Below are 26054 nucleotides of genomic sequence, written 5' to 3' on the forward strand. Positions count from 1 at the left end.
CTTTACTTTCTTTGCCGAACATCCTCCGGACGGGATCCCGCCGGCGGGAGAAGCCGTCGGCAAAAGAAGGTGACGGACAGGGCGGGAGGAGGAGACCATGGGTGTCATGTCCGGGCCCTATGTCATCCGCGGCTCGGTCTCCCTCCCGGAGGCCGAGCTCATGTGGCGTTTCTCGCGGTCCTCCGGGCCCGGGGGCCAGCACGTCAACACCAGCGACTCCCAGGTGGAGCTGCGCTTCGACGTGGCGGCGACCGAAGCGCTCCCCGACGTGTGGAAGGCGCGGGCGCTGGAACGGCTCGCGAGCAGGCTGGTGGGCGGGGTGGTCTCCGTACGGGCCTCCGAGCACCGCTCCCAGTGGCGCAACCGCGAGACGGCCGCCGTGCGGCTCGCCGCCCTCCTGGCCGAGGCCACCGCGCCGCCGCCGAAGCCCCGGATCAAGCGGAAGATCCCGCGCGGGATCAACGAGCGCCGGCTGCGCGAGAAGAAGCAGCGCGGCGACACCAAGCGCGGGCGCTCGGGCCGCGACTGGTAGCACCGCCCCGGATGCGGGCCGGCCCGGTCGGCGGTAGCGCCCTGGATGGGCGTCGGCCCGGTCGGCGGTAGCGCCCTGGATGGGCGTCGGCCCGGTCGGCGGTAGCGCCCTGGACGGACGTCAGCCCAGTTGGCGGTAGCGCCCCTTGAAGTACGTCAGCGGGTCGCCCTCCGGGCTCGGCAGGTCCGCCGTGAGCACCCGCCCGATCACCAGCGTGTGGTCCCCGGCCGCCACGCGCTGCTCGGTGCGGCACTCCAGGGTCGCCAGCGCGCCGCCGATCAGCGGCGCGTGCGTCACCTCGCCCCGCAGGTACGCGACGTCCTCGAACAGCAGCCGGTCGCTGATCCGGCCCTTCATGGCGAACCGGCCCGCGATGTGCCGCTGGCTCGCGGCCAGGACGGAGACCGCCCACAGCGGCTGCTCGTCCAGCAGGTCGTCCATCCGGGAGTCGTTGCGCAGGCTCACCATCACCAGGGGCGGGTCCAGGGACACGGACATGAAGGCGGTCGCCGTCATGCCCACGTCCTCGCCCCGGCCGTCCTCGTCGAGGGGCGGTTCCTGGGCGGTGACCAGCACCACCCCGGCGGCCAGCCGCGCCAGTGCGGCGCGGAACTCGTCGTTGCTCACTCCCTCAGCATGGGGGATGGGCTCGGGGCGCGGGGCGGAGGGCTTCGTCTGGAACACACCCAGACGCTAGCCGCGGTCGCGGGAGGGCCGCATCGGGCCGCAGGACCAGGCCGGTCCTAGGACCGGCCTGGTCCTGCGGAACGACCGTCGGGGCCGGGAGTCACCGGTATACCATGATCATCTATTGTGACTTGAGTCACAGAGTCCATTTTCTGCTGACCCTGTGTACCGGGTGCACAGCTCACTGTGATTCAGTGGCCGTGACACTGCAACAAGTACGTCGATATGAAACCTGGAGTTGCTGTCGAGGTCTCGGGGAGTGCGAGCAATGGAGGCCGAGTCGGAGCCCTACGTCCGCCTGGCGACCATGCGGCAGCTGCATCAGGCCGTCGCTGATCTCAACACGGCGCGGAGTCTGGCGGACACGCTGCAGACCGTGGCCGACGGCATCGTCGCGGGCCTCGGCTACGAGCTGGGCTGCGTGAACCTGGTCCGGCCGGACGGCGACCTCGTCATCGCCGCCTTCGCCGGCAACGCGGCCGCGGAGGCGCTGATCACCGGCCGGGTCGGCTCCCGCGCCTCCTGGGAACGCCGGCTCTCCATGGGCGAGGACTGGGACAAGCTCCGGTTCATCCCGCACACCGAGGGCTGGGTCCTCCTCGACGACGACGTACCGCAGTGGCACACCGAGGGCCCCGAGCCCCGGTTCGAGGACGAGTGGCACCCGCTGGACCGGCTCTACGCCCCCATGCACGCCTCCGGCGGCGGCCAGGACCTCCTCGGGGTCATATCCGTGGACCGGCCGCGCAACGGACGCCGGCCCGGAGCCTGGGGGCGCGAGGCGCTCCAGATGTACGCCTCCCAGGCCGCCATCGCGATCAGCAACGCCCGCCTGCGGGCCAACATGCAGCGCGCCCTGGTCCGCCTGGAGCGGGAGCAGCAGGCGCTGCGGGCCAGCGAGGAGTCCTTCCGGCAGGCCTTCGAGTACGCGCCCAGCGGCATGGCCATCGCCGAGATGGGCGGCGACCAGCACGGCCGGCTGCTGCGCACCAACGACGCGCTGTGCCGGCTGCTCGGCCGCCCGGCCTCGGTCCTGCGCCGCTACTCCTTCGCCGACCTGGTCCACCCCGAGGACATCGGCACCCTGCTGCGCACCTCCGCCGAGGGCGGCCGGGCCGAGCTGCGGCTGAGCCGCCGGGACGGCACGTACCTCTGGGTCTCGCTGCGCAACTCCGTCGTCGCGGACACCGCGGACGGGCCGCGCTTCCTGCTCACCCATGTCGAGGACATAGAGGAGCGCAAGCGCCACGAGCTGAACCTCGCCCACCGCGCCTCGCACGACGCCCTGACCGGGCTGCCCAACAGCGCCGAGCTGAAGTCGCGGCTCGGTGCCCGGATCTGCGAGCGGCCCTTCTCCCCGGCCACGACCGCGATCGAGGCGCTGGACGCGGCGTACGGGGACGTCGAGTCGTCCCTGACCCACGGCTACCAGGCCGACGGCTACGAGGGCGAGGCGGTCCCCGGGGGCGGGCCCTTCGACCACCATGTGCACGCGGTGGCCCCGGATCCGACGCACGACGACGGCACGAAGGGGCTCGCGGTCCTCTTCTGCGACCTCGACGGCTTCAAGTCCATCAACGACCGCTTCGGGCACCACACCGGCGACGCCGTGCTCATCGAGGTCGCCCGGCGGCTGAGCACCTGTGTGCGGGACGGCGACACCGTCGCGCGGCTCGGAGGTGACGAATTCGTCGTTCTCGCCGACGGCCTCGGAGCGGCGGACGCCGCTGACCTGGCCGTTCGTCTGAGAAATGCCATCATTCCGCCCATAAGGGTCGATGGTCGCGCGGTCCGGGTCGGAGCGAGCTTCGGCATCGGATGGGCCGAGTGCGGGATGACCGCCGAAGAGGTCCTGCGCTCCGCCGACCAGCGGATGTACGTGGAAAAGCGATCCCGGTCGAAGGTTCACCGCAGGGCCGGATGACGTTCACGGCCCGTTTCTCCCCCTACCCCGTACCCGTTCCCCGGAGGCCGTCCAGGTCGGTGAACGCAATTCGGGGCCTGCTCCGTTCGAGGTAGGCTCGGCCGGTCGGCGACGGCTGGCGACATGGTGAGGAGTGACCCAGGGATGACGGCCGGAAACAACGGCGCGAGCAAGCCCGAGGACGACGATCCGTTCGGCTATCTGTACGCGGACGGACAAGCGGCAGGCGCCCAGCCGCCCGGCCAGGGCGGCTACGGCTACCCGGGCCCGGCCGCGCAGCCCGGCGTGCCCAGAACGTCCTACAACCAGGTGCGTGCCGTCGGCGAGCGCCAGTACGGCCAGCAGCAGGTGCCGCCGCAGCAGGGGTACGGCTACCCGCCCCAGCAGGGTTACGGCCAGCCCGCCCAGCAGCAGCACCGGCCGAACCCGCAGTACGCCGCCCCCGAGACCTATCCCGGCGGCGCGTCCAACGGGCAGCCTCCGGCGCAGGGCGGTCACGGCGGCGGTCCGGGGCGCGGCGGTCCGAACACGAAGGCGCTCCTGATCGCGGCGGTCGCCGTGGTCGCGGTGGTCCTCATCGGCATCGGCGCCGCCCTGCTCACGGGCGACGACGGCGACAAGGACGACCAGAAGGACGAGGCGTCCTCCTCGCAGGGCTCGGCCGGCGAGGTCGAGGAGTCGAAGAAGCCGGACAAGAAGCCCGAGGAGACGCCGAAGCCGGTCGAGCTGCCGAAGCAGGACGCGGCGACGCTGACGCTGGGCGGCACGGCGGCCCTGGACTCCACGGTCAAGGGCGCCAAGGGCGCGAACGGCAACTACATCAACCTGAACGAGGTCGGCCGGTCGGCCACCTGGACGGTCGAGGTTCCCGAGGCCGGCGCGTACACCCTGTACGTGACCTACGGCGTGCCCGGCAAGGACGCGAAGACGACCCTGACGGTCAACGCGCAGGAGCCGCGCTCCATCAACATGAAGAACTTCGCGCAGGCCGCCGAGGGCGACCTGGAGAAGGGCTGGACGAACACGTACGCGTACGTCCAGCTCGACAAGGGCTCCAACACCCTCAAGCTGTCGTGCGAGACGGGCGACGAGTGCGACGCCAATCTCGACCAGCTGGAGCTGAAGTCCGGCCACATCAAGAGCTAGGCCCCCGCCGTCCCGTGGACGGCGTCCGATGCCCTGATCACCCCGCGGTGGTCAGGGCGTCGGCGTGTGCGGCTCCACGGTGACGCGCGGCAGCAGGTCCGCGTAGGCCGCCGCGTCGAACTCGCCGGCCGTCGGGGCCAGCACGGTCGCCGTCGACAGGGCCACCGCGCGGGCCAGGCGCTCCGGCCAGTGCAGGCCCTCGGCCAGGGCGGACAGCAGTCCGGCCACCGCGGAGTCGCCCGCGCCGGTCGGGTTGCCGCGCACGGGGGCGGGCGGGGCGGCCCGCCAGACGCCCTCCGGGGTGACGGCGAGCACGCCCTCCGGGCCCAGGGACGCGACCACGGCGTGCGCCCCGCGGCGGCGGGCGTCGCCCGCCGCCCGCAGCGGTTCGCGGGCACCGGTCAGCTGGGCCAGCTCCTCGGCGTTCGGCTTGACCACATCGGGGCGGGCGGCGATGCCCCGGCGCAGCGGTTCGCCGCTGGTGTCCAGGAGGACGGGCACGGCGGCGGCGCGGGCGATCCGGACCAGCTCCGCGTAGGCCCCGACGTGGATGCCGGGCGGCAGGCTGCCGCAGAGCGCGACCGCGTCGGCCCCGGCGACCAGCTCCTCGTACGTCCGCAGGAAGACGGCCCATTCGGCGGAGCTCACCTGGGGTCCGGGCTCGTTGAGCTGCGTGGTGTCGCCGGTCGAGCGGTCGGTGATCGCCAGGGTCCGGCGGGTGTTCCCGGCGACGGGCACGAGGGCGTCGCGCGGCGGGAGCGGGGCGAGGAGATCGCGCAGGACGTCTCCGGTGGCTCCACCGGCGAAGCCGGTGACCACGCATCTGTGGCCCAGCGCCCCGAGCACCCGGGCGACGTTGAGGCCCTTGCCGCCGGGGCGTTCGATGACCTCGCCGACCCGGTGGCTGCTGTGCGGGACGAGCGCGTCGACGGTGTACGTCACGTCGAGCGCCGTGTTCAGAGTGACGGTCAGGATCACCTGCCGGTCCCTTCCTCGGTCCGTAACCCGGCGGCGCGTGCCCGCTTCCGGCACGCGATCTTGATGATCATGTCAAAAGGGTGGCGGTCGGCCCAGTCCCGCGGGCCGACCGCCACCCCTTCGTTACGTGCCGTCGTGTCGCCGTGTCGTCGTGCGGCCGGGTTCAGGCGGTCTTCGGCTCGATGATCCACTCGCCCTGGCGCATGACGCCCTTGAGGACGAAGTCCTCGTCGAGGACCACCAGGTCGGCGTCCTTCCCCGGTTCGAGCGAGCCGACCCGGTCGTGGACGCCGAGCAGCCGGGCCGGGTTGGCGGAGATGGACCGGACGACGTCCTCGACGGGGATCCGGTCGAGGACGACGGCCCGGCGGAACGCGGTGTCCAGGGTGAGCGTGGAGCCGGCGATCGAACCGCCCTCCACCAGTCGCGCCACCCCGTCGGTGACCGCGACCGCGAGCGGGCCGAGCTGGTACTCCCCGTCGCCGAAGCCGGCGGCGTCCATCGCGTCGGTGATCAGCGCGACGCGGGCCGCGCCCTTGTGGCGGTAGGCCAGCTCCAGGACGGCCGGGTGCAGATGCGTGCCGTCGTTGATCAGCTCGACGGTGATCCGGTCGTCCTCCAGGAGGGCGGCGATCGGTCCGGGCTCGCGGTGGGCGAGCGGCGGCATCGCGTTGAACAGGTGCGTGGCGACGGTCGCGCCCGCGTCGATGGCCTCGACGGTCTGCTCGTACGTCGCGTCCGTGTGGCCGATCGCGGCGATGACGCCGCGCTCGGCGAGCAGCCGCACCGAGTCGATGCCGCCGGGCAGCTCGGTGGCGAGGGTGAACATCCGGGCGGCGCCGCGGGCGGCGTCCAGCAGCTTGCGGACCTCGGCCGGGTCCGGGTCGCGCAGCAGCTCCTCGCTGTGGGCGCCCTTGCGGCACGGCGAGATGAAGGGGCCCTCGAAGTGGATCCCGGCCAGATCGCCCTGCTCGACCAGCTCGGACAGGACGCCCGCGCGCCGGGCGAGGAAGTCCATCTCGCCGGTGACCGTGGAGGCGAGCATCGTGGTGGTGCCGTGCTCGCGGTGCGTACGGATGCCGGTGAGGACCTCGTCCACGGTGCCGGAGGTGAAGGAGGCCCCGCCGCCGCCGTGGTTGTGCATGTCCACGAAGCCGGGGACCACCCAGTGGCCGCCGAGGTCGATGGTCCGGGCGCCCTCCGGTGCGGTACCGGAGATCCGGGCGCCCTCGACGGTCACCCGGCCGTCCTCGACGGTGCCGGTGGGGAGCACCACCCGGGCGCCGGCGAGAACGGTGCTGTCTGCTGCGCGTCCGGCCATCAGGCGGAAACCTCCGTGGAGAGTAGATCCCAGGCGAGCAGCCCCGCGCCCAGGCATCCGGCGGTGTCCCCGAGGGCCGCCGGGACGATGTGGGGCAGTTTCTGGAACGTGACGCGTTCCTCGACGGCCGCACGCAGTGGTGTGAACAAGGTTTCCCCGGCTTCGGCGAGACCGCCACCGATGATGAGCGTGCCCGGGTCGAGGAGGGTGAGCGCGGTGACGAGGCCGGCGGCGAGCGCGTCGATCGCGTCCTGCCAGACCCGGACCGCCGCCGGGTCGCCGGACTCGACGGCCTTCGCGCAGTCCGCGGCGTCCGCCTCGGGGTCCCCGGAGGCGGCGGCCCAGGCCCGGGTCACCGCGGCGGCGGAGGCCAGCGTCTCCAGACAGCCGCGCTGGCCGCAGCTGCAGTCGGGGCCGTCCGGGCGGACCACGACATGGCCGATCTCGCCCGCGTCCCCGTGGGCGCCCGCCTCGATGGCGCCCGCGATGCCGATGGCGCCGGCGATCCCGGTGCCCAGCGGGACGAACAGGAAGCGGTCCGTGCCCCGCCCGGCCCCGATCCGTCCCTCGGCGAGCCCGCCGGTGCGGACGTCGTGGCCGAGGGCCACCGGGACGCCGAGGCGCTCGCCCAGCAGGGCGCGCAGCGGTACGTCGCGCCAGCCCAGGTTCGCGGCGTACACCGCGACGCCCTTCTCGGCGTCGACGATGCCGGGCACGGCGACCCCGGCGGCGACGGCGCTCTCGCCCAGGTGCTCCTCGCCGTAGGCGCGCAGATCCGCCGCGAACGCGAGGATCGACTCGACGACCGCGTCGGCGCCGCGCTCCCGGCCGGTGGCCCGCCGCGCCTCGTGGAGGAGCGTGCCGTCGGTCCCGACCAGTGCGGCCTTCATTCCGGTGCCGCCCACATCGAGGGCGATGACATGTCTCACGGGAGACAGTTTCGCCCGCCGACCCCCAATAGGTCTAGTCCACTAGCGTGGTTTGTTGCGCACGCATACAAAATGAGGAACGCGTGAAGGTGGGTGCTTTTGTGATGGAAAGCGACTAATGGGGAGCCTGGATCTGCGGAATCCGGACCAAAGGTCTGGACCAAGATACGGGCTGGAGGCCCCGACTGTCAGTATCCGCACGCCAGTTGTGGCCCCCGGGACCCCCATACGTTGCCGAAGCGATACGCCGGTGGTGTAGACCGCTGGTTCTGCAATGGGGGAAAATCGCAGTTCGTCCGGATGGTGTCGGACAGGGGGCGGTGCCGCGGCCGGACAGGAGGCCGGGGGCACGCCGACGCACACCGTTCGTGAGATGGCTGGATCAATGAGGATGGGCGAGGCTGTGCAGCGGCGCTTTTTGGGTCTGACCGCGGTGGTGGCCGCGCTGGGAATGACGGCAACGTTGTCGGGCTGCGGCGGTGAGACCGGTTCGGGCGACGTCACGCTCAAGCTGGTGGCCGCCGACTACGGCACGGGTCCGGCCAACAGCTCCGAGAAGTACTGGAGCGGGGTCGCGGCGGGCTTCGAGAAGGAGCACCCGGACATCAAGGTCGATGTGACCGTCCTGTCCTGGAAGGACGTCGACCGCGAGGTCGCCGAGATGGTCAAGACCGGTGACGCCCCGGACATCGCCCAGATCGGCGCGTACGCGGACTACGCCAAGGCGGGCAAGCTCTACACCGCCGACGAGACGCTCGCGATCCGCACCGCGGCGAACTTCCTCCCCTCGCTCACCGACGCGGGCAAGGTCGGCGGCACCCTCTACGGGCTGCCCTTCGTCGCCAGCACCCGGCTGCTCTTCTACAACCAGACGCTCTTCGACCAGGCCGGCCTGGACGCCCCCGAGACATGGGACGACATCCGGAGCGACGCCACCGCGCTCAAGGCGAAGGGGGTCGACTACCCCTTCGCCCTGCCGCTCGGCGAGGAGGAGGCCCAGGCCGAGACCCTGATGTGGCTCCTCAGTGGTGGCGGCGGCTACACGGACGACGTCGGCGCGTACGACATCGACTCGGCCGAGAACGTCGCCACGTTCCGCTGGCTGCGGGACAACCTCGTCGGCAAGGGCCTCACCGGCCCGGTCGCGCCGGGCAAGCTGGACCGGGCCAAGGCGTTCGAGGCGTTCGCCGCGGGCAAGGTCGGCATGCTCAACGGCCACCCCACGCTGATGGACGAGGCCGAGGCCAAGGGGGTCAAGGTCGGCATGGTGCCGCTGCCCGGCGCCGACGGCCCGACCACGGGCTCCATGGGCGTCGCCGACTGGATGATGGGCTTCAAGGAGAACGGCAACCGCCGGGCGATCGGCAAGTTCTTCGACTACGCGTACTCCGACGAGAACGTGCTGGAGTTCGCCGAGGAGTACGACCTGCTCCCGGTGACCGGCAGCGCCTCCGCCGCGATGGAGTCCGACAAGAAGCAGAAGAAGCTGCACGAGTTCCTGGCCGCGCTGCCCAACTCGACGCTGCCCCCGTTCGGCAAGACGTCCTGGGCCACGGTCAGCGACGCGATCAAGAAGAACATCGGGAGCGCGGTCGCGCCGGGCAGCAACCCCGAGAGCATCCTCGGGGGGATAGCCGCCGAGGCGACCCGGGCCGAGGCCGCCGAGTAGCGGCAGCGGGCCACGGACGCGGTGTCGGGGGTGGGCATTAGGTTGGTTGATATGACCGCCCCCGACCGAGGCTCCGCCCCCGACCACGGCTCCGCGTCCGACGATCCCGCCCCCGCCGACCCCGCGCCGGACCGGACCGTCGGGCTGTCCGTACGGGACCGGGCGCTGCTGGCCCTGGAGCGGCGGCCCTGGGCGGGGCCCGGGGCGAAGGAGCGGGCGATCCGCGAGCAGCTCGGGATCTCGCCGGTCCGCTACTACCAACTGCTGAACGCGCTGATCGAGGACGAGCGGGCGCTGCGCGAGGACCCGGTCACGGTGAACCGGCTGCGGCGGGTCCGGGCCGCCAAGCGCGGGCGGCGCTGAGCGCGGGGCGCTCAGGACGGGGAGCAGCCGATCACCAGCTCCACCGCCCGGTCCAGACAGCCCCGTTCGGGTTCGGTGAGGTGCGGGTTGGCCCGCTGGCGGGTGCGGGCGAGGGCCAGATCGGCGACCGACGCCCCGCCGTCGTCGGAGAGTTCCGACAGGAGCGCCGCCAGCAGGGGCCGTACGTCGCCCCCGGCCGGGAACGCCGGGTCGAGCGCGATCCGGGCCAGCGTCAGCGCCGACATCGCCCGGTCGAGACCGGGCGGGCCCTCCGCCGCGGTGGACCAGTCGATCACCACCGCGCCCCCCTCCGTCAGCATCACGTTCTCCGGATGCAGGTCCAGATGGAGCACGCAGTCCTCCGGGTTCGCCGAGACCCGGGGCGGTATGGCGTGGAGCTCGCGCAGCAGACGGGCGAGCAGCGCGCCCGCCTCGGCCGCCCCCAGCCGCCCCGCCAGCAGGGCCTCGGCCAGCGTCGGGCCGGTCAGCCGCTGGAGCACCAGGTCCGTGGGGCGGGCCCCGTCGGCGGGCGGGCCGATGCGCGGCACGGGAAACCCGAAGGCGCCGACGTACGACATCACGGCCAGCTCCTCCGTGGTGTCGGTGCCGTCCCGGTAGCGGCGAAGGACCCAGGAGCCGTCGAGTGCGTACACGTCGGCGGTGCGTCCCGAGCCCAGAAGTTGCCCTGTGTGCATGGGGCCGAACCTACCCGGGCGCCCCGCCGAAAGGGAGACGGCTTCCGGCTTCGCGCGGCCGGCCCGCGAAAACGGCCCCGCGCCCACCGCGCCGCGCCGCCGGAGCGCCTGCCGACGGGGCCCCATAACGCGGAGGGAGGGGGTGAACGGGATCTCCTGTGCGGGGCGTCGCCGCCGCTACGGTTTCGGCAATTCCCTGGTCCGGACCAACCCCCGCCGGACCCGGACACCCCCCTGAACCAAGGAGACCCCCGTGGAGAGAACCACGCTCCGCAGACGCGCCCTCGTCGCCGGCACCGCCACGGTGGCCGTGGGTGCGCTCGCCCTCGCCGGGCTGACCGGTGTGGCGTCCGCGGACCCCGCCGCCGGCGCACCGCCGGTGTCCGCCGACAGCCTGTCGCCCGGACTGCTGGCCGCCATGGAGCGCGACCTCGGCCTGGACGCGGACGACGCCCGGAGCCGGATAGCCAACGAGTACCGCGCCGCCGCCGTCGCCGCCGGGCTGGAGAAGTCCCTCGGCGCCGGTTTCGCCGGAGCCCGGGTCAGCGGTGCGAAGGCGGCCCTGACCGTCTCCACCACCGACGCCTCCCAGACCGCCCGGATCACCGAAGCCGGGGCGAAGGCCGAGGTCGTCGCCCACAGCCTGGACCGGCTCGAAGGCGTCAAGGAGGCCCTCGACCGGGCCGCGTTGGGCAGGGCCCCCAAGGACGTGCCCGTCTGGTACGTCGACGTCGCGGCCAACCGGGTCGTCGTGAACGCCGCGAGCACCGCCGCCGGAACGGCGTTCCTCAAGGCTGCCGGGGTCGACAGCGGCCTGGTCACCGTCGCCCGGTCCGCCGAGAAGCCCCGCACCCTCGCCGACCTCCGGGGCGGCGACGCCTACTACATGAACGGCTCCGGCCGCTGTTCCATCGGCTTCCCGGTGAAGCGCGGCACCCAGAACGGCTTCGCCACGGCGGGCCACTGCGGCCGGGTCGGCACGACCACCAACGGCTTCAACCAGCAGGCCCAGGGCACCTTCCAGGGCTCGACCTTCCCCGGCCGCGACTACGCCTGGGTCGCCACCAACGCCAACTGGACGCCGCGTCCGCTGGTGAACGGCTACGGGCGGGGCGACGTCACCGTCGCCGGCTCCACCGCGTCCGTCGTCGGCGCCTCGGTCTGCCGCTCCGGCTCCACCACCGGCTGGCACTGCGGCACCATCCAGCAGCTGAACACCAGCGTCACCTACCCGGAGGGCACCATCTCGGGGGTGACCCGTACCAGCGTCTGCGCGGAGCCGGGCGACTCCGGCGGCTCGTACATCTCCGGCAGCCAGGCGCAGGGCGTCACCTCCGGCGGCTCGGGCAACTGCTCGTCGGGCGGTACGACGTACTTCCAGCCGCTCAACCCGCTGCTCCAGGCGTACGGGCTGACCCTGGTCACCAGCGGTACGCCGACGGACCCGCCCACCACGCCGCCGACCGACCCGCCCACCGACCCGCCGGGCGGCACCTGGGCGGCCGGCACCGTGTACGCCGCCGGAGCCACGGTGACGTACGGCGGAGCGACCTACCGCTGCCTCCAGGGCCACACCGCCCAGTCCGGCTGGACCCCCGCCGCCGTCCCGGCGCTCTGGCAGCGGGTCTGACCCCGCCCCGGCCCGTGCCCGCGGCTTCGGCCGTCCGGCGTCACCGAACCTCCTGAACCTCTCCGCCTCCCCGCACCGAGGACTCCGAGGAAACCGTCATGACCCCACCCATGGACCACACAACCCCCCACGACCCGAACGCGTCCGACGAGGCGTCCGGGGACCGGCGGCGGATCAGCCGCAAAGGTCTCCTGAAGGCCGCGTTCGTCGCGAGCGCCGCGCCCCTGCTCGCCGGAGGGGGCGTCGCGCTCGCCCGGGACGCCGTCTCCACCGGGAACGGGACCCTGGCCCCCACCCCGGAGTGCGACGACGGCGACGACACGACCCCGCCGCAGATGGAGGGGCCGTACTTCAAGCCCAACTCACCGCACCGCACCAGCCTGGTGACCCCGGGCACCCCCGGCGTACCGCTCACCGTGAGCGGCTATGTCTTCGGCCGGGCCTGCCGGCCCGTTCCCGGGGCGCTGCTCGACTTCTGGCAGGCCGACACCAACGGGGCCTACGACATGGCCCGGTTCGCCTTCCGGGGGCATCAGTTCACCGGCACGGACGGGTCGTTCAGCCTCACCACGATCGTGCCGGGCCTCTACCCCGGCCGCACGCGCCACCTCCATGTGAAGGCGCAGGCGCCCGGCGGCCGCGTCCTCACCACCCAGCTGTACTTCCCGGACGAGCCGCGCAACAACACCGACGCCCTGTTCGACCCGGAGCTGCTGATGAACGTCCGCGGCGTCGGCAACGGACGGCAGGGCACCTTCGACTTCGTCCTGGACGTCGCCCAGACGCCCGGCCCGACCGATCCGCCCACCGATCCGCCCACCGAGCCGGGGACCAGCTGGTCCTCCGGCGCCTCCTACCGCGCGGGTGACCGCGTGACGTACGGCGGGGTCGTCTACCGCTGTCTGCAGGCGCACCTGTCCCGGTCGGGCTGGGAGCCGCCGCAGGTCCCCGCGTTGTGGGAACGCGGGTAGACCGCGGAGACAGCGAGCGCGCACCACCGCCCGCGCCCCGTCCACGCCGTCCGGCGCGTGGACGGGGCGCTTTCCCGCTCTCCCCGCCCCGCTCCCCGCCCCTCTCTCCCTCCCGTCTCTCCCTCCCGTCTCTCCCTCCCGAAAAAGTATTCGCGGATCGTCCGAAACATTTACCCCGCCCCGTCGCGTCGTACAGGGGAAGGGCGGAACGGATGGACGGACGGGGGAGGGTATGAAGGCGTCGCGCGCCGAGGAGTTCAAAGAATTCGCGGCCGGACGGGCCGGCCATCTGTTCCGCTCGGCATGCCTGCTGACCAGTGGCGATGTGCACCTCGCCGAGGACCTGGTGCAGGAGACGCTGAGCCGGATGTACGTCCTCTGGGGCCGGGCCCGCCGGATCGACAACCCGGCGGCGTACGCGCAGACCGTGCTCGTGCGGACCTTCCTGACCCACCGGCGGCGGCGTTCCGCGAGCGAACGCCCGCTGGCCGAACTGCCCGAGGCCGCACCCGCCGACCCCGACGACCCGGCGCTGCGGATGACGCTGCTGCGGGCGCTCTCCCAACTGGCGCCCAAGGACCGCGCGGTCGTGGTCCTCCGGTACTGGGAGGACCGGAGCATCGAGGAGACCGCCGCCGCCCTCCAGGCCACCCCCGCCGCCGTACGGACCCGCTGTGTGCGGGCGCTCGGACGGCTGCGTGAACTACTGGGCGGCAGCATCGCGGAGTTCGCCGCCCGCTGACTTCCGGGCGCCTGCCCACCCGGCCCTTGCGGGCCGCCGACTGTCGAGCATCCAGAACGAGAAGTGGTGGTTCCCCATGCCCTTTGAAGACGAACTCAGCGAGGAGCTCCGCCGGACCGGGGAGACCTTCGACCTGACCGGCCGCAGCGCGGTGGTGGACGGCGCGCTGGAGCACGGGCGGCGCACGCTCCGCCGCCGCCGCATCACCGCCGTGGCGGGCAGTGTGCTGGCCCTGGCCCTGATCGGGGGCGGCGGCGCCGTCGCGGCCGGGATGCTGGGCGGCCCCGGCGACGTGGCGAACGTCGCGGACAGCGGCCCGGTCACGCCGCCGGCCACCGCCACGCCCACACCGACGGCCGCGCCCACGGACGCCGCGACGGACGCCCCCACGGCCGAGCCCTCGGACGCGCCCCCGCCCACGGGCGGGCCGACGGCCCCCGCCAAGGACGCACCGCGCACCGAAGACCCCTCCCCGGACCCGTCGTCGCCCGAGTCGCAGGACCCCGGGGAGCCGGCGCCCGCGCTCGACTACACGCTGCTGATGCCCACCTTCCGCGCCCTGCTGCCCCAGGGGCTGACCGTGGGGGAGGAGACGGACAGCGGCGGCGAGTTCGCCTCGGTCGTCGTCGACGACGGCAAGGGCCGGACCCTCGTGCAGATCAATGTGCAGCCCGACATGCGGGACGCCGCCGAGGATCTGTACCGCGAGGCGACCACCCTGCCCGACGGCACCCTGCTCGCCACCTCGAAGGTGCCCGGCGAGAAGGGCGGGGCCGGAGTCGTCTGGTGGACGGCCGACACGATGCGGCCGGACGGCATGCGGGTCGTCGTCTCGGCCTTCAACTCCGGTGAGCAGTCGACGCCCGCCACCCGTCCGGAGCCCGCGCTCACCATGGACCAGCTGGTCGCACTCGCCACCAGCCCGCAGTGGCTGAAGCTCCAGCAGTAGCCCCTTCGCCGGTCCGCCCGGTCACTTCGCGTCGGCATACCGCTCCACCACCGCCGTCGTGAACGGAAACCGCACCGGCGTCTCCCCGAAGGCGGTCCGCCCGGCCAGCTCGCCCGCCGCGCGGATCGCCTCGGCGACGGCGGCGCTCTCCCCGGCCGGGCAGTGCACGATCACCTCGTCGTGCTGGAAGAACACCAGCTGCGCCCGCAGCCCCTGTGCGAAGAGCGACCGGCGCAGCGCGGCCAGGAGCAGCAGCGCCCAGTCGGCCGCGCTGCCCTGCACCACGAAGTTGCGGGTGAAGCGCCCCCGGGCCCGCGCCGGACCGCCGTCGGGCGCGGCCCCGGGGCCCTCGGGACCTTCCTGGGGGAGGCCCGCCTCCTCGTCCTGGCCCGCCAGCGTGACCGGCGGGCTGGTCCGGCCCAGCCAGGTCCGCACCACGCGCCCCTCCTCGCCGGCCCGCGCCGCGTCGTCGACATAGGCGACGGCGAGCGGGAAGCGGCGGCGCAGGGCGGCCAGGTTCTTCAGCCCGTCGCCGGACGTCTGGCCGTAGATCGCACCGAGCAGCGCCAGCTTGGCGTGCTCGCGGTCGCCCTGGAACGCCCGGTCGGACAGGGCCTTGTAGAGGTCGCCGTCGTGACCGGCCACCTCCATCAGGCCCCGGTCGCGGGAGATCGCCGCCAGCACCCGGGGCTCCATCTGGTCGGCGTCCGCGACGACCAGGCGCCACCCCTCGTCGGCGACGACGGCCTGCCGTATCACCTTGGGGATCTGGAGGGCCCCGCCGCCGTTGGTCGTCCAGCGGCCGCTGACCGTGCCGCCCGGCTGGTACTCCGGGCGGAAGCGGCCCTCGCGCACCCAGTCCTGGAGCCAGGACCAGCCGTGCGCCGTCCAGATCCGGTACAGCTTCTTGTACGCGATCAGCGGCTCGACCGCCGGATGGGCCAGCTCCTCCAGCTCCCACCGCCGGGTCGACTTCACCGGGATCCCGGCCTGCGCGAACGCCTTGACCACATCGGCGGGCAGATCGGGGCGGACCCTCCGGCCGAACGCGGCCGACACCTCGTCCGCCAGCTCGGCGAGTCTGCGGGGCTCGCCGCCGCCCGCGTACCGCTCGCCCAGCAGTCCGTCCAGCACCTCCCGGTGGACGTCGGCGCGCCAGGGCACCCCGGCCCGGTGCATCTCGGCGGCCACGAGCATCCCCGCCGACTCCGACGCGGTCAGCAGCCGCATCCGGTCCGGGTGCTCCGCCGCGTCGTGCCGGCGCAGCTGGTCCGCGTAGACCCGCAGGAGCCCCTCGAAGGGCACCCCGGGGCCCGACGAGGGCTCGAAGAGGGAGGACTGCGCGCCCGGTTCGGCGGACCGGGCGGGCGGGTCCGGCGGGACGGGGGCATGGTCCAGCCGGGCCAGCGCGGCGGCCGCGGACCGGGGCTCGCCGAGCCGCCCGGCGTGCCCGAGCAGCAGCAGCTCGGCGCACTCGATGTCGTAGCACCGCTCGACCCGGACCCCGGCGGCCAGCAGCCGGGGGTAGACCTCGGCGGTCGACCGCCACACCCAGCGCACCACATCGGGCCGGGAGCGGACCGCCTCGGCGAGGTCGGGCTCGGCCACGACGGGACCGGCGGGCGCGCCGTCCCGGGCCAGCGGCACGAGCAGCGCGCCGCCTCCCTCCGCCGTGGCCAGCGCCCACCGTTCGGTCATGGATGCGAGTCTGGCACCCGCCACTGACAGCGCCCCGGACCCGCGGCCCGGCCCGCCCCGCGAGCCGTGCCCGCCGAGTGGCCGGACCTCCCGGGGGCGACGAGGATCAGCCCATGGAAGCGATCGCGTACGAGGAGTTCGGCGGCCCCGGCGTCCTGCACCTGGTCCGCCGGGACCAGCCGCGCCCCGGCCCCGGCCAGGTCCGGGTCGCGGTGCGGGCGGCCGGGGTGAACCCGCTCGACCACAAGATCAGGAACGGCTGGATGGAGGGCGCCTTCCCCACGCCGCTGCCCGCCACGCCCGGCGCCGAGTTCGCCGGAGTGGTCCAGGAGGCGGGGGAGGGCGTCACCGCGTTCGCCCCCGGCGACGAGGTCCTCGGCTGGAGCGCCACCGGCTCCTACGCCACCGAGGCGCTGGCCGAGGCCGCCGCCCTCGCCCGCAAGCCGGAGGGGCTCTCCTGGGAGGAGGCCGCGGCGCTGCCGGTCGCGACCGACACCGCGTCCCGGGTTCTGGACGAACTGGCCCTGGCCGAGGGCGAGACGCTGCTCCTGCACGGCGCGGGCGGCGGCGTCGGCTCCGTCGCCGTACAGCTCGCGGTGGCCCGCGGCGCGACCGTCATCGGCACCGCTTCCCCGGCCAACCACGACTATCTGCGGGTGCTGGGCGCGGTCCCGGTGGCGTACGGGGACGGGCTGGTCGAGCGGGTGCGGGAGCTGGCCCCCGAAGGCGTGGACGCGGTGTTCGACGCGTCGGGGCGCGGCGCGCTGCCCGCCTCCATCGAGCTGCGCGGCGGCACGACCGACCGGATCGTCACCATCGCGGACGGGGACGCCGCCGAACTGGGCGTGGCCTTCTCCGGCGGTGGCGGCGGGCCCTCGCCCGAACGCCTCGCGGCCAACGCCCGGCTGGCGGAGGCCGGCGAGCTGCGGGTGGAGATCGCCCAGGTCTTCCCGCTCGCCGACGCCGCGAGCGCGCACGCCCTGAGCGAGGGCGGCCACGTCCGGGGCAAGCTGGTGCTGCTGCCGTAAGGGGCCGTTCGGGGAGCCGGGCGGTCCGCCTACCCTTGGCCGGATGGAATCGGTGATCGACCGGGCGTGCGCGGCGGCCCTCTACGCGGAGGGCGACGCCGCCCTGGACACCGGGGCCTCCCTGCTCGCCGCCGCCCCGGAAGCCGACGACGAGGCGCACCGGCGCGGCGAGGAGTTCGTGCGCCGGGCGTGGGACCGGGGCTGGCACCCCGCCGACCTGGTCCGGTTCGTCCGCCGGGAGCTGGACGAGCGGCGGGCGGCGCTGGCCGGGACCCTGATCGCCGCCGAGACCGCCCGGTACGCGACGCTGCCGCCCCGCTGGCGGCAGCAGCTCACCGAGCTTCCCGACCCCGTACCGCGCAACCGCCCCGACCGCTTCGGTTACGCCGGTGACCTGCTGGAGCTGTACCGGCTGCTGCTGCGGCTGCCCGCCGTCGAGCCCGTGGGTCCGCCGCCCGGCACTGCCGCCGACCACCTCCACCGCCCGCCCGCCGCCGACGAGCCCCGCATGCTGACCCGGATCCGGGCCCTGCTGGCGAAGGCGGAGGCGACCGGCTTCCCGGAGGAGGCCGAGGCGCTGACCGGCAAGGCGCAGGAGCTGATGGCCCGGCACAGCATCGACGAGGCCCTCCTCGCCGCCCGGACGCAGAGCCGCGAGAGTCCGGGCGCCTGCCGGATCGGGGTGGAGCCCCCGTACGAGAGCGCCAAGGCGATCCTGCTCGACGCCGTCGCCTCCGCGAACCGCTGCCGGGCCGTGTGGAACGACGACCTCGGCTTCACCACGGTCGTCGGCTTCGAGCCGGACCTGGAGGCCGTCGAGCTGCTGTTCACCTCCCTGCTCGTCCAGGGCACGGCGGCGATGACCCGGGCGGAGGCCGGGCAGCGCGCCGGCGGCCGCAAGCGGACCAAGACCTTCCGGCAGGCGTTCCTGATGGGGTACGCGCAGCGGCTCGGCCGCCGGCTCGCCGCCGGCGCCGAACGGGTCACGGCGGCCGCCGACGCCGAGGCCGGTACCGGAAGCGCACCCGGCGGCGGGCTGCTGCCGGTGCTGGCCGCCCGGGACGTCGCGGTCACCGACACCGCCGGGCGGATGTTCCCGAGGACCACGACCACCCGGGTCCGCGGCGTCAGCGACCTGGACGGCTGGACGCACGGCACCGAGGCCGCCGACCGGGCCCGGATGGGCGGCCCGGCCCGGGGGCCCGAGGGCGAGATCACGGCGTAGCGCCCGGCTGCGCTCCCGCTCTCACCTCCCGCCGCATCCCGTCTCGCCGGTCGTCGGTCGGGTCAAGCCCGGCTTGTCCGGAATTGCGGCTAGGCTCGGCCCATGAGCTGGCTCCGGGCGCTGAAGGAGACCGCCCGCTCGGGGCTGGAGATCGAGCGGCAGAGACTGGAACCCCTCATCGCCCTTCGCGGTGCGGCCGGCCTCGCCCTCGTCGTCGGAGCCGGCCTCGTGCTGTTCGGGCCGGAGATCGCGGCGAGCTCCGCGTTCGGCGCGTTCCAGGCGGCCATCGCCACCTTCCAGCGCAGCTGGCGACCGCGCCCCGTCCTCGCCCTGGTCTCCGGCGTGAGCCTCGCCGTCTCGACGTTCGTCGGCTATGTCAGCGGCGCGCACGTCGTGCTCTTCCTGTGCCTGCTCGGAGCCTGGACCTTCCTCGCCGGTCTCGCCTGGGCGGCGGGCCCCACGGGCGGCATCATCGCCTCGTCCAACGTCGCGATCATGCTGGTGACGATCACCCTGCCCACCTCGGTCGTGGACGCCGCCGCCCACGCGGGGATGATCGCCGTCGGCGGCTTCGTGCAGGCCGCGCTGATCGTCCTCTTCCCGGTCCGCCGATGGGGCGCGCAGCGCGACGCGCTCGCCGACGCGCTCGCCGCCGAGGCCGACTACGCCCGGCGGCTGCGCCACGACCCGGTCGCCCCCTTCGACCCGCTGCCCCTGATGACCGCCCGCAGCGCCGCGGCCGTCACCCCCCGCCAGGCCCGCCGCCGCCCCGCCGAACTGCACGGGGCCCGGGGCGTCGCCGAGCGGCTGCGCCCGGTGCTCGCCTCGCTCGCGGACCCGGCGATGGGAGCGCCGGGCGAGGGCCTGGAGCGGCTCTGGGTGAACGAGCTGCTGGGCGCGGCCGGATCGGTCCTGGACGCCGCCGCGCGAGCCGTCCGGCACGGCGAACCCGTCCACCTCTCCGCCACCGACCTGGGCGTCCTGAAGACCCCCGACAACGACGTGATCCTCGTCGGCCCCGCCCGCCGCGCCGCCGACCGGCTCGCGGCGCTGCTCGACGACGTCCTGGAGATCGCGGAGGGCACCGGGACCGACAGCGGGGTGCCCTCCGACCTCGCCCCCGACACCCGTCACCGGCCCACCCTGCTGAAACTGGTGCCGGTGGTGCTGGCCTCGATGCGCCGCGAGCTGCACCACGGCTCACCGATCATGCGGCACGCCATCCGGGTCGCGGTGGTCGCCGTCTGCGGGTACTTCGTGGGCGAGGCCGTGCCGCTCGGCCACGGCTACTGGGCGCCGATGACCGCCGTCATGGTGATGCGGCCCGAGTTCTCGCAGACATACGCCCGTTCCGTGGCCCGCTTCGGCGGCACCCTGGTCGGCGTCGGGCTCGCCACCGCCGTCGTGCAGACCGCCCACCCCGACGCCCGGCTCTCCGCGCTTCTCGCGGTGATCTGCGCCGGGCTGATGTACCTGCTGATGCGCACCGGCTACGCGGTCGGCCAGGTCTGCGTCGCCGCGTACGTCGTCTTCCTGCTCGGTATGGCCGGCGACGACTGGTCCCAGACCGTCACCGAACGCATCGTGCTGACGCTCGTCGGCGGACTCCTCGCGATGGTCTCGTACGCCGTCTACCCGGCCTGGGAGACCCCGCGGCTGCGCAACCGGCTGGCCGACTGGCTGGTGGCGGACGGGCGGTACGCGGCCACGGTGGTCGACCGCTACGCGGACCCCGCCTCGCGGGACGCCGAGGACGTCCGGGACGCCCTGATCGCCACCCGGGAGGCCCGTGTGGCGTGGCAGGAGGCGCTGGCGACCGCCCAGCACGAACCCGTACGCCACCGGGGCATCTCCCGGGCCGCCGCCACCGATGCCCAGCACGCGCTGGCCCAGCTGGGCCGGTCCGCGATGGTTCTGGAGGCCCATCTGCCGGCACGGTCGGCCGACCCGGTGCCCGGCGCCGCCCAGTTGGCCGAGGCGTTGCGCCGGGCCACCGAGAAGGGCGCCAAGGCGGTACGGGAGCGGCGGCTCCCCGACTGGCAGCCGGTGGTCGACGCGGTGGCCCACTGGGACATGCCCACGCCGACGGAGGACGGCACGACACCGGTCGGCGACCCGGTCGTGCGCCGGGGCGCGGCGCTGCTCCTGGACGCGCTGGAGGAGTTCACCCGCGCCCTGGACGAGCGCGGCGGCTCCACCCGGGTCAGCAGCACCCTCGCCGAGAGCTGAGCGGCCCCCGGCGGCCGGGCCTCAGGGCGCGGGCACGTCGGGCAGGTCCGGGAGCGAGGGCATGCCGGTCGGCAGCTTGCCCGGGTCGGCCTTGGTGAGGGTGTCCTTCACCCCGCCGTCCCACGAGAGGACCAGCTCGGTGCCGTCGTTCGACTCGATCGCGCCCATCGTGCGGTCGGTGCCCCCGCCGGTGCACTTCAGCGCCAGCATCGGCTCGCCGCCCATGTCCTTCACATCGCCCTGGCACACCGACTGGTCCGCGACGAGGGCGACCTTGCGCGCGGCGACGGACACGGTGACGTTCTTGCCGTCCGTCAGCCCCACCCAGGTGCCCTCCAGCGCCGCGGCGTCCGTGCCGGCGGACTCTCCGGAGCCCTCGTCACCGCCGCCCCCGGGTGTCGCGCCCGCCGTGGAGTCCGGGGCGGAATCCTTGCCCCCGTCCTCGTCGCTGCCGCACGCGGTCAGCGCCAGTGAGACGGCGAGACCGGCGACAACGACGGCGCCGGTGCGTATATACCTGGTCACGTGGAGTTCCCCCTAGCTGTTTTCCGGTCGAAAGACCGCGCCACGTTACCAAGGTCCGTACGGTTCAACTCCGGTAAGCGGGAGCGAAATAGGCGTGCCGTTCGTCTCTCTTCCTGGGAGGGTGCGGCCGGGGGCGTAAAGCCTGTAATCAAAGGAACACCCCGTGTGCACGTGCATCTGCTCATGCATTGGCATATGAACAGAGCTATGATCCGAGCTAGTTGAGACTTGCACCTTGCAACTCGGGGAGCGTCCGTGCACCACGTGTACAACGGCATGGCGGCCACAGAGCTTCGCGGAGTCGTCTGGCAGAAGAGCAGGCACAGCAACTCCCAGGGATCCTGCGTGGAGTTCGCGCGACTGCCCGGAGGGAATGTGGCGATGCGGAACTCCCGTCACCCCGACGGGCCCGCCCTCGTCTATACGCCCGCGGAGATCGAGGCGTTGCTGCTCGGCGTCAAGGACGGCGAGTTCGACCACCTGGCCACCGGCGCCTGACACCGGGCCCGGCTGGCGAGGGGCCAGGGCGCTACGAACTCGTTTTCGTGTTTTCCGAGAGCCGGAAAAGGGCCCAGACGACCTTGCCGTGCAGCTGGCCGCACGGCGGTTCTCCCAACGGAGCGGGGGAGGGGTGCCAGCCCCAGCTGTCGCTGACGCATTCCACCAGGAACAGTCCGCGGCCGGATTCGGCCGAATCCGCCGCCTCGCCGGCCACCGGGCTCTCCCGGCTGGGATCGCGCACCGCGCACACCAGTCGGGAGGTCCAGCGCATCAGATGCAGGCGCACCGGCGGGTCCTGGAACTCCCGCGGCGGATCGCCGGGCAGTGCGTGGCGCAGCGCGTTGGTGACGAGTTCGGACACCACCAGGGAGACATCGTCGAAACGGTCCCCCAACTCCCATCGCTCCAGCGTGGACCGGGTGAACTTCCGTGCCCCGCCGACCGCTTCGTAGCGTGCCGGCAGAGCGCAGGACGCCGATCCGGCCACCCCCGAGGGGTCGGTGGGGGGAAGCCCCTGCCGTAACGGCTCGAGCATCGTCGATCCATTCGTCCCCATACGAGGCACTCCCGGGATTCGCGGCTGTAGCGGCACTGCCTGTAGCGGTACTGCGGGGGGTACAGCGGCACAACACGAGCACGCAGGTGCGCGAGGACCATGGTTCCGAATGCGCAGGGCAGATGCAAGGGCAGATGCACGTGCACGCGCCGGACCTGCCCGATACCGTGGTGGTTCTTGGGCATTTCTTCCCGGGGTCAGTTTCGGAGCTTTCTGGACGTCTTCTCATTTCCGTAATCGAATGAGTACGGGCTGAAGCGTTTTGGTGGCAGAATCCGGCACTCGGGGTTCCGGTCCGGGGGGCTCCGGTGCCAGCGAGAGTGATGGGGAAGGTCGGACCAGTGTCGGCAGGCGAGTCGAGTGGATCGGTGGTGCGGCGCATACTCCTGGGCTCTCAGCTCAGGAGACTGCGGGAGTCGCGCGGAATCACCCGTGAGGCGGCCGGCTACTCGATCCGGGCCTCCGAATCGAAGATCAGCCGCATGGAGTTGGGACGGGTGAGCTTCAAGGCCAGGGACGTCGAGGATCTGCTCACGCTCTACGGAGTCGCGGACGAGGCGGAGCGGGACTCGCTCCTGGGCCTGGCCCGCGAGGCCAATGTGGCGGGCTGGTGGCACAGTTACGGAGATGTGCTGCCTGGCTGGTTCCAGACGTACATCGGTCTGGAGGGCGCGGCCTCCCTCATCCGTATCTACGAAGTCCAGTTCGTGCACGGGCTGTTGCAGACCGAGGCGTATGCGCACGCCGTCGTCTCGCGCGGCATGCGCGGCGGCTCGGCCGCCGAGATCGACCGCCGGGTGGCCCTGCGCCTGGAGCGCCAGAAGGCCCTCGTCTCCGAGCGTGCCCCGACGTTCCACGCCGTCCTCGACGAGGCGGCGCTGCGCCGCCCCTACGGCGAACGCGACGTCATGCGTGCCCAATTGCGGCATCTGATCGATATGTCGGAGCAGTCGAACATCACGCTCCAGGTCATGCCCTTCAGCCACGGCGGCCATGCCGGCGAGAGCGGCTCCTTCACGATGCTGCGTTTCCCGGAATCCGATCTGTCCGACATTGTCTATTTGGAGCAGCTGACGAGCGCGCTCTATCTGGACAAGCCCGAGGAAGTCGCGCAGTACGAAAAGGCCATGACGGGCCTCGCCGAGGACAGTCCGGCGCCGGAAGAGAGCCGGGATCTTCTGCGCGGGCTACTCCAACTGACTTAATTTCTCAGTACGATGACGTCGCATCAGGAGTCTGCGAACGCCTGCAGTAAGGGATTGCATGTCCTTCTTCCATGAACTGGCCCACCAGTACATCGACGGCGAGTGGCTGACCGGTAGCGGCTCGTGGGACATCATCGATTTCAATCCCTACAACGGCGAGAAACTGGCCGCTGTCACCGTGGCCACCGCGCTGGAGGTCGACCGGGCCTACCGGGCCGCCGAGCGGGCGCAGCAGGAGTGGGCCGCCGTCAATCCGTACGAGCGGCGTGCCGTCCTCGAACGCGCGCTCCGCATCACCTTCGACCGCGCCGAGGAGATCGCCGAGGCGATCATCGACGAACTGGGCGGCACCCGGCTCCGGGCGCAGTACGAGGTCCGGGGCGCGGCGGAGTTCCTGCGCGAGGCGATCGGCCAGGCGCTGCGGCCCACCGGGCGGCTGCTGCCCGCCGTGGGCGACGGCCGCGAGAACCGGCTCTACCGGCTGCCCGTCGGCGTCGTGGGCGTCATCAGCGCCTTCAACTTCCCCTTCCTGGTGACGATGAAGTCCGTCGCGCCCGCCCTGGCGCTCGGCAACGCGGTCGTCGTGAAGCCCCATCAGAACGCGCCCGTCGTGGGCGGCGGTCTGATAGCGAGGATATTCGAGGACGCGGGGCTGCCGGCCGGGCTGCTCAACGTGGTGATCACCGACAGCGCCGAGATCGGCGACGCGTTCATCGAGCACCCGGTGCCCAAGGTGATCTCGTTCACCGGCTCCGACCGGGTCGGCCGGCATGTCGCCGCCACCGCGGCGGGCGCCTTCAAGCGGACCATCCTCGAACTCAGCGGGAACAGCGCCCTGGTGGTGCTGGAGGACGCCGACGTCGACTACGCGGCCCGCGCGGCCGTCTTCAGCCGCTTCCTGCACCAGGGGCAGGTCAGCATGGCGGCCAACCGGATCCTGGTGGACCGGTCGGTGGCCGAGGAGTTCACCGAGCTGTTCGTCGCCGAGGTGGCCGCCCTCAAGACCGGCGACCCGAGGGATCCGGAGACCCGGATCGGGCCGGTCATCAACGCCTTCCAGGCCGATGCGCTGGACGCCCTGGTCGACCGGGCGGTCGCCGACGGCGCGACGGCGCTCGTCCGGGGCCGGACCGTCGGCAACGTCGTCGGACCGACCGTCCTCACCGACCTCGCGGAGGACTCCCCGCTGCTCGATCAGGAGATCCTCGGCCCGGTGGCCCTGCTGCTGACCTTCGACGGCGAGGAGGAGGCCGTGCGGATCGTCAACGACAGCCCGTACGGCCTGAGCGGCGCGGTGCACACCCGGGACGCGGAGCGCGGGGTGAAGTTCGCGCAGCGCATCGTCAGCGGGATGTTCCATGTCAACGACTCCACCGTGCAGGACGATCCGCTGGTCGCCTTCGGCGGCGAGAAGACGTCCGGGGTGGGACGGCTGAACGGCGATGCCGTGGTGGAGGCGTTCACCACGCAGAAGTGGATGTCGATCCAGCACGGTCGCTCGGTCTTCCCGTTCTGACGGGCGCTTCTTCCCCGCTCCGGTCCCCGGGCCCCCGGAACGTGGTGCGGTAGGCGCTCGGCGAGACGCCCAGCGCCGCGTGGAAGTGGTGGCGCAGGTTGGCCGCCGTGCCGAGCCCGGCGCGCGCGGCCACCTGTTCGACGGGGACGTCCGACTCCTCCAGCAACTCCCGCGCCAGTTCGATCCGTTGCCCGGTCAGCCAGTTCATCGGCGTCAGGCCGACCTCGTCGCGGAACCGCCGGGTGAAGTGCCGCACGCTCATCGACTCCCTGGCCGCCAGCTGCCCCAGCGTGATCGGGTCCTGGAGCCGCCGCAGCGCCCACGCGCGGGCGGCCGCGGTCCCCGGCGACGACCGGCCGGGCACCGGCCGCCGGATGTACTGGACCTGGCCGCCCTCGCGGTGGGGCGGCACGACCGTGCGCCGGGCCACGTCGTTCGCGACGGCCGTCCCGTGGTCGCGCCGGATCATGTGCAGGCACAGATCGATCCCGGAGGCGCAGCCCGCCGAGGTCAGGACGGAACCCCCGTCGGTGTAGAGGACGTCCGGGTCCAGGGCGACCTGCGGGAAGAGCCGGGCGAAGAGCTCCGTGTACCGCCAGTGGGTGGTGGCCGTGTGCCCGTCGAGCAGACCGGCCGAGGCCAGCACGAACGCCCCGGTGCAGATCGAGGCCACCCGGGCGTCGGGCCGGATCAGCGCGAAGGCCTCCGCGAGCGGGGCGGGGAGCACCGGGGTGTCCTGGACGTAGTCCTCGTACGACGACAGGACGATCACCGTGTCGGCCTCGGCCAGCGCCTCGGGGCCGTGCCGGACGGCCACGGTGAAGTCGCCGTCCGTGCGGACGTCCCCGGGCGCCAGGGAGCAGGTGGCGACCTCGTACAGCGGCTCGCCGTCCGCCGACGCCCCGTCTCTGGCCTGGCCGAAGAGCTGGTGCACGCTGCCCAGCTCGATGGGGAGCAGGACCGCGCGGGCGAGCACGGCGACGCGGTGCCGCCCGGGGTGGGTGAAGACCGTCATGGCCATATCCTTGCGCACCT

General features: G+C 73.1%; 24 protein-coding genes. 15 read left to right on the forward strand and 9 right to left on the reverse strand.

The genetic code is table 11. The features are described from left to right. Positions 1-97 precede the first annotated feature (97 nt). Entirely contained in the window at positions 98-532 is a 435-nt protein-coding gene (gene arfB, locus ACH4UK_RS33750; RefSeq protein ID WP_398362578.1) for an alternative ribosome rescue aminoacyl-tRNA hydrolase ArfB, read from the forward strand. Between the two features lie 120 nt (positions 533-652). Here arfB and ACH4UK_RS33755 read toward each other — a convergent pair whose 3' ends face one another. Then, complete coding sequence (locus tag ACH4UK_RS33755; RefSeq protein ID WP_398362580.1) at positions 653-1159, reverse strand: flavin reductase family protein; 507 nt, start codon at positions 1157-1159, stop codon at positions 653-655. A 328-nt stretch (positions 1160-1487) separates the two neighbouring features. Between ACH4UK_RS33755 and cdgB the strand changes: the two genes are divergently transcribed. Both cdgB and ACH4UK_RS33765 read left to right on the forward strand, forming a co-directional pair. Further along, a complete protein-coding gene (cdgB, locus tag ACH4UK_RS33760) occupies positions 1488-3143 on the forward strand; it encodes a diguanylate cyclase CdgB (protein ID WP_398362582.1) in 1656 nt (551 codons plus the stop codon). Between the two features lie 144 nt (positions 3144-3287). Continuing rightward, a complete protein-coding gene (locus ACH4UK_RS33765) occupies positions 3288-4289 on the forward strand; it encodes a carbohydrate-binding protein (protein ID WP_398362584.1) in 1002 nt (333 codons plus the stop codon). A 51-nt stretch (positions 4290-4340) separates the two neighbouring features. Here ACH4UK_RS33765 and ACH4UK_RS33770 read toward each other — a convergent pair whose 3' ends face one another. The 3 genes from ACH4UK_RS33770 to ACH4UK_RS33780 form a co-directional block, all read right to left on the reverse strand. Continuing rightward, a complete protein-coding gene (locus ACH4UK_RS33770; RefSeq protein ID WP_398362586.1) occupies positions 4341-5267 on the reverse strand; it encodes a 1-phosphofructokinase family hexose kinase in 927 nt (308 codons plus the stop codon). 163 nt (positions 5268-5430) lie between these two features. Next, positions 5431-6588, reverse strand: coding sequence for an N-acetylglucosamine-6-phosphate deacetylase (nagA, locus tag ACH4UK_RS33775; protein WP_398362588.1), 1158 nt, complete (start codon positions 6586-6588; stop codon positions 5431-5433). Beyond that, on the reverse strand, positions 6588-7478 hold the full coding sequence (locus tag ACH4UK_RS33780) for an ROK family protein (RefSeq protein ID WP_398362729.1): 891 nt from the start codon (positions 7476-7478) through the stop codon (positions 6588-6590). The genes nagA and ACH4UK_RS33780 overlap by 1 nt, the downstream gene beginning before the upstream one ends. A 430-nt stretch (positions 7479-7908) precedes the next feature. Between ACH4UK_RS33780 and ACH4UK_RS33785 the strand changes: the two genes are divergently transcribed. Both ACH4UK_RS33785 and ACH4UK_RS33790 read left to right on the forward strand, forming a co-directional pair. Further along, positions 7909-9186, forward strand: a complete 1278-nt coding sequence (locus tag ACH4UK_RS33785; protein ID WP_398362589.1) for an ABC transporter substrate-binding protein — start codon at positions 7909-7911, stop codon at positions 9184-9186. 51 nt (positions 9187-9237) lie between these two features. Beyond that, positions 9238-9549, forward strand: a complete 312-nt coding sequence (locus tag ACH4UK_RS33790; protein ID WP_398362591.1) for a DUF3263 domain-containing protein — start codon at positions 9238-9240, stop codon at positions 9547-9549. Positions 9550-9560: 11 nt separating this feature from the next. On the opposite strand, the gene ACH4UK_RS33795 is transcribed toward ACH4UK_RS33790, so the two are convergent. Beyond that, positions 9561-10244: a phosphotransferase gene (locus tag ACH4UK_RS33795; RefSeq protein WP_398362593.1), complete on the reverse strand. Its 684-nt coding sequence runs from the start codon at positions 10242-10244 to the stop codon at positions 9561-9563. Between the two features lie 253 nt (positions 10245-10497). On the opposite strand from ACH4UK_RS33795, the gene ACH4UK_RS33800 reads away from it, so the two are divergent. From ACH4UK_RS33800 to ACH4UK_RS33815, 4 genes are all read left to right on the forward strand, one after another. After that, on the forward strand, positions 10498-11874 hold the full coding sequence (locus tag ACH4UK_RS33800; protein WP_398362595.1) for an alpha-lytic protease prodomain-containing protein: 1377 nt from the start codon (positions 10498-10500) through the stop codon (positions 11872-11874). Positions 11875-11984: 110 nt separating this feature from the next. Continuing rightward, positions 11985-12845, forward strand: a complete 861-nt coding sequence (locus ACH4UK_RS33805; RefSeq protein WP_398362730.1) for a carbohydrate-binding protein — start codon at positions 11985-11987, stop codon at positions 12843-12845. 232 nt (positions 12846-13077) lie between these two features. Beyond that, positions 13078-13587, forward strand: coding sequence for a SigE family RNA polymerase sigma factor (locus ACH4UK_RS33810; protein ID WP_398362596.1), 510 nt, complete (start codon positions 13078-13080; stop codon positions 13585-13587). Positions 13588-13663: 76 nt separating this feature from the next. Further along, complete coding sequence (locus tag ACH4UK_RS33815; protein ID WP_398362598.1) at positions 13664-14536, forward strand: hypothetical protein; 873 nt, start codon at positions 13664-13666, stop codon at positions 14534-14536. Between the two features lie 21 nt (positions 14537-14557). On the opposite strand, the gene ACH4UK_RS33820 is transcribed toward ACH4UK_RS33815, so the two are convergent. Beyond that, complete coding sequence (locus ACH4UK_RS33820) at positions 14558-16234, reverse strand: bifunctional 3'-5' exonuclease/DNA polymerase (protein WP_398362599.1); 1677 nt, start codon at positions 16232-16234, stop codon at positions 14558-14560. Between the two features lie 113 nt (positions 16235-16347). Here ACH4UK_RS33820 and ACH4UK_RS33825 point away from each other — a divergent pair, with 113 nt between their 5' ends. The 3 genes from ACH4UK_RS33825 to ACH4UK_RS33835 all read left to right on the forward strand — a co-directional run bounded on the left by ACH4UK_RS33825 (position 16348) and on the right by ACH4UK_RS33835 (position 20716). After that, positions 16348-17262 (forward strand): NADP-dependent oxidoreductase, encoded by a 915-nt coding sequence (locus ACH4UK_RS33825; RefSeq protein WP_398362601.1) that lies wholly within the window; start codon positions 16348-16350, stop codon positions 17260-17262. A gap of 43 nt (positions 17263-17305) precedes the next feature. Then, positions 17306-18487 (forward strand): DUF2786 domain-containing protein, encoded by a 1182-nt coding sequence (locus ACH4UK_RS33830; RefSeq protein ID WP_398362603.1) that lies wholly within the window; start codon positions 17306-17308, stop codon positions 18485-18487. A gap of 102 nt (positions 18488-18589) precedes the next feature. Next, positions 18590-20716 (forward strand): FUSC family protein, encoded by a 2127-nt coding sequence (locus ACH4UK_RS33835; protein WP_398362605.1) that lies wholly within the window; start codon positions 18590-18592, stop codon positions 20714-20716. 21 nt (positions 20717-20737) lie between these two features. On the opposite strand, the gene ACH4UK_RS33840 is transcribed toward ACH4UK_RS33835, so the two are convergent. After that, entirely contained in the window at positions 20738-21241 is a 504-nt protein-coding gene (locus tag ACH4UK_RS33840) for a hypothetical protein (protein ID WP_398362606.1), read from the reverse strand. Between the two features lie 255 nt (positions 21242-21496). Here ACH4UK_RS33840 and ACH4UK_RS33845 point away from each other — a divergent pair, with 255 nt between their 5' ends. Further along, positions 21497-21739, forward strand: coding sequence for a DUF397 domain-containing protein (locus tag ACH4UK_RS33845; protein WP_073225869.1), 243 nt, complete (start codon positions 21497-21499; stop codon positions 21737-21739). A 31-nt stretch (positions 21740-21770) separates the two neighbouring features. On the opposite strand, the gene ACH4UK_RS33850 is transcribed toward ACH4UK_RS33845, so the two are convergent. Further along, the gene (locus ACH4UK_RS33850) at positions 21771-22277 is read right to left on the reverse strand and encodes an ATP-binding protein (RefSeq protein ID WP_398362607.1); all 507 of its coding nucleotides are present in this window, start codon (positions 22275-22277) and stop codon (positions 21771-21773) included. Between the two features lie 362 nt (positions 22278-22639). On the opposite strand from ACH4UK_RS33850, the gene ACH4UK_RS33855 reads away from it, so the two are divergent. Both ACH4UK_RS33855 and ACH4UK_RS33860 read left to right on the forward strand, forming a co-directional pair. Further along, a complete protein-coding gene (locus tag ACH4UK_RS33855) occupies positions 22640-23503 on the forward strand; it encodes a helix-turn-helix domain-containing protein (protein WP_398362608.1) in 864 nt (287 codons plus the stop codon). 58 nt (positions 23504-23561) lie between these two features. After that, entirely contained in the window at positions 23562-25019 is a 1458-nt protein-coding gene (locus tag ACH4UK_RS33860) for an aldehyde dehydrogenase family protein (protein ID WP_398362609.1), read from the forward strand. Here ACH4UK_RS33860 and ACH4UK_RS33865 read toward each other — a convergent pair. Then, a complete protein-coding gene (locus tag ACH4UK_RS33865; RefSeq protein WP_398362732.1) occupies positions 24964-26040 on the reverse strand; it encodes a GlxA family transcriptional regulator in 1077 nt (358 codons plus the stop codon). The two genes, ACH4UK_RS33860 and ACH4UK_RS33865, sit on opposite strands and share 56 nt — an antisense overlap. Positions 26041-26054: the final 14 nt, after the last annotated feature.

Source organism: Streptomyces sp. NPDC020884, from assembly GCF_044333935.1.
Taxonomy (GTDB): domain Bacteria; phylum Actinomycetota; class Actinomycetes; order Streptomycetales; family Streptomycetaceae; genus Streptomyces.

What these genes read in the sequence shown, in the direction of transcription:
- ACH4UK_RS33865 (WP_398362732.1), bottom strand. Translation starts at nt 26,040, where the DNA reads ATGGCCATGACGGTCTTCACCCACCCCGGGCGGCACCGCGTCGCCGTG.
- ACH4UK_RS33860 (WP_398362609.1), top strand. Translation starts at nt 23,562, where the DNA reads ATGTCCTTCTTCCATGAACTGGCCCACCAGTACATCGACGGCGAGTGG.
- ACH4UK_RS33790 (WP_398362591.1), top strand. Translation starts at nt 9,238, where the DNA reads ATGACCGCCCCCGACCGAGGCTCCGCCCCCGACCACGGCTCCGCGTCC.
- arfB (WP_398362578.1), top strand. Translation starts at nt 98, where the DNA reads ATGGGTGTCATGTCCGGGCCCTATGTCATCCGCGGCTCGGTCTCCCTC.
- ACH4UK_RS33780 (WP_398362729.1), bottom strand. Translation starts at nt 7,478, where the DNA reads ATGAAGGCCGCACTGGTCGGGACCGACGGCACGCTCCTCCACGAGGCG.
- ACH4UK_RS33820 (WP_398362599.1), bottom strand. Translation starts at nt 16,234, where the DNA reads ATGACCGAACGGTGGGCGCTGGCCACGGCGGAGGGAGGCGGCGCGCTG.
- ACH4UK_RS33805 (WP_398362730.1), top strand. Translation starts at nt 11,985, where the DNA reads ATGGACCACACAACCCCCCACGACCCGAACGCGTCCGACGAGGCGTCC.
- ACH4UK_RS33765 (WP_398362584.1), top strand. Translation starts at nt 3,288, where the DNA reads ATGACGGCCGGAAACAACGGCGCGAGCAAGCCCGAGGACGACGATCCG.
- nagA (WP_398362588.1), bottom strand. Translation starts at nt 6,588, where the DNA reads ATGGCCGGACGCGCAGCAGACAGCACCGTTCTCGCCGGCGCCCGGGTG.
- ACH4UK_RS33815 (WP_398362598.1), top strand. Translation starts at nt 13,664, where the DNA reads ATGCCCTTTGAAGACGAACTCAGCGAGGAGCTCCGCCGGACCGGGGAG.
- ACH4UK_RS33850 (WP_398362607.1), bottom strand. Translation starts at nt 22,277, where the DNA reads ATGCTCGAGCCGTTACGGCAGGGGCTTCCCCCCACCGACCCCTCGGGG.
- cdgB (WP_398362582.1), top strand. Translation starts at nt 1,488, where the DNA reads ATGGAGGCCGAGTCGGAGCCCTACGTCCGCCTGGCGACCATGCGGCAG.
- ACH4UK_RS33810 (WP_398362596.1), top strand. Translation starts at nt 13,078, where the DNA reads ATGAAGGCGTCGCGCGCCGAGGAGTTCAAAGAATTCGCGGCCGGACGG.
- ACH4UK_RS33830 (WP_398362603.1), top strand. Translation starts at nt 17,306, where the DNA reads ATGGAATCGGTGATCGACCGGGCGTGCGCGGCGGCCCTCTACGCGGAG.
- ACH4UK_RS33795 (WP_398362593.1), bottom strand. Translation starts at nt 10,244, where the DNA reads ATGCACACAGGGCAACTTCTGGGCTCGGGACGCACCGCCGACGTGTAC.
- ACH4UK_RS33835 (WP_398362605.1), top strand. Translation starts at nt 18,590, where the DNA reads ATGAGCTGGCTCCGGGCGCTGAAGGAGACCGCCCGCTCGGGGCTGGAG.
- ACH4UK_RS33785 (WP_398362589.1), top strand. Translation starts at nt 7,909, where the DNA reads ATGGGCGAGGCTGTGCAGCGGCGCTTTTTGGGTCTGACCGCGGTGGTG.
- ACH4UK_RS33825 (WP_398362601.1), top strand. Translation starts at nt 16,348, where the DNA reads ATGGAAGCGATCGCGTACGAGGAGTTCGGCGGCCCCGGCGTCCTGCAC.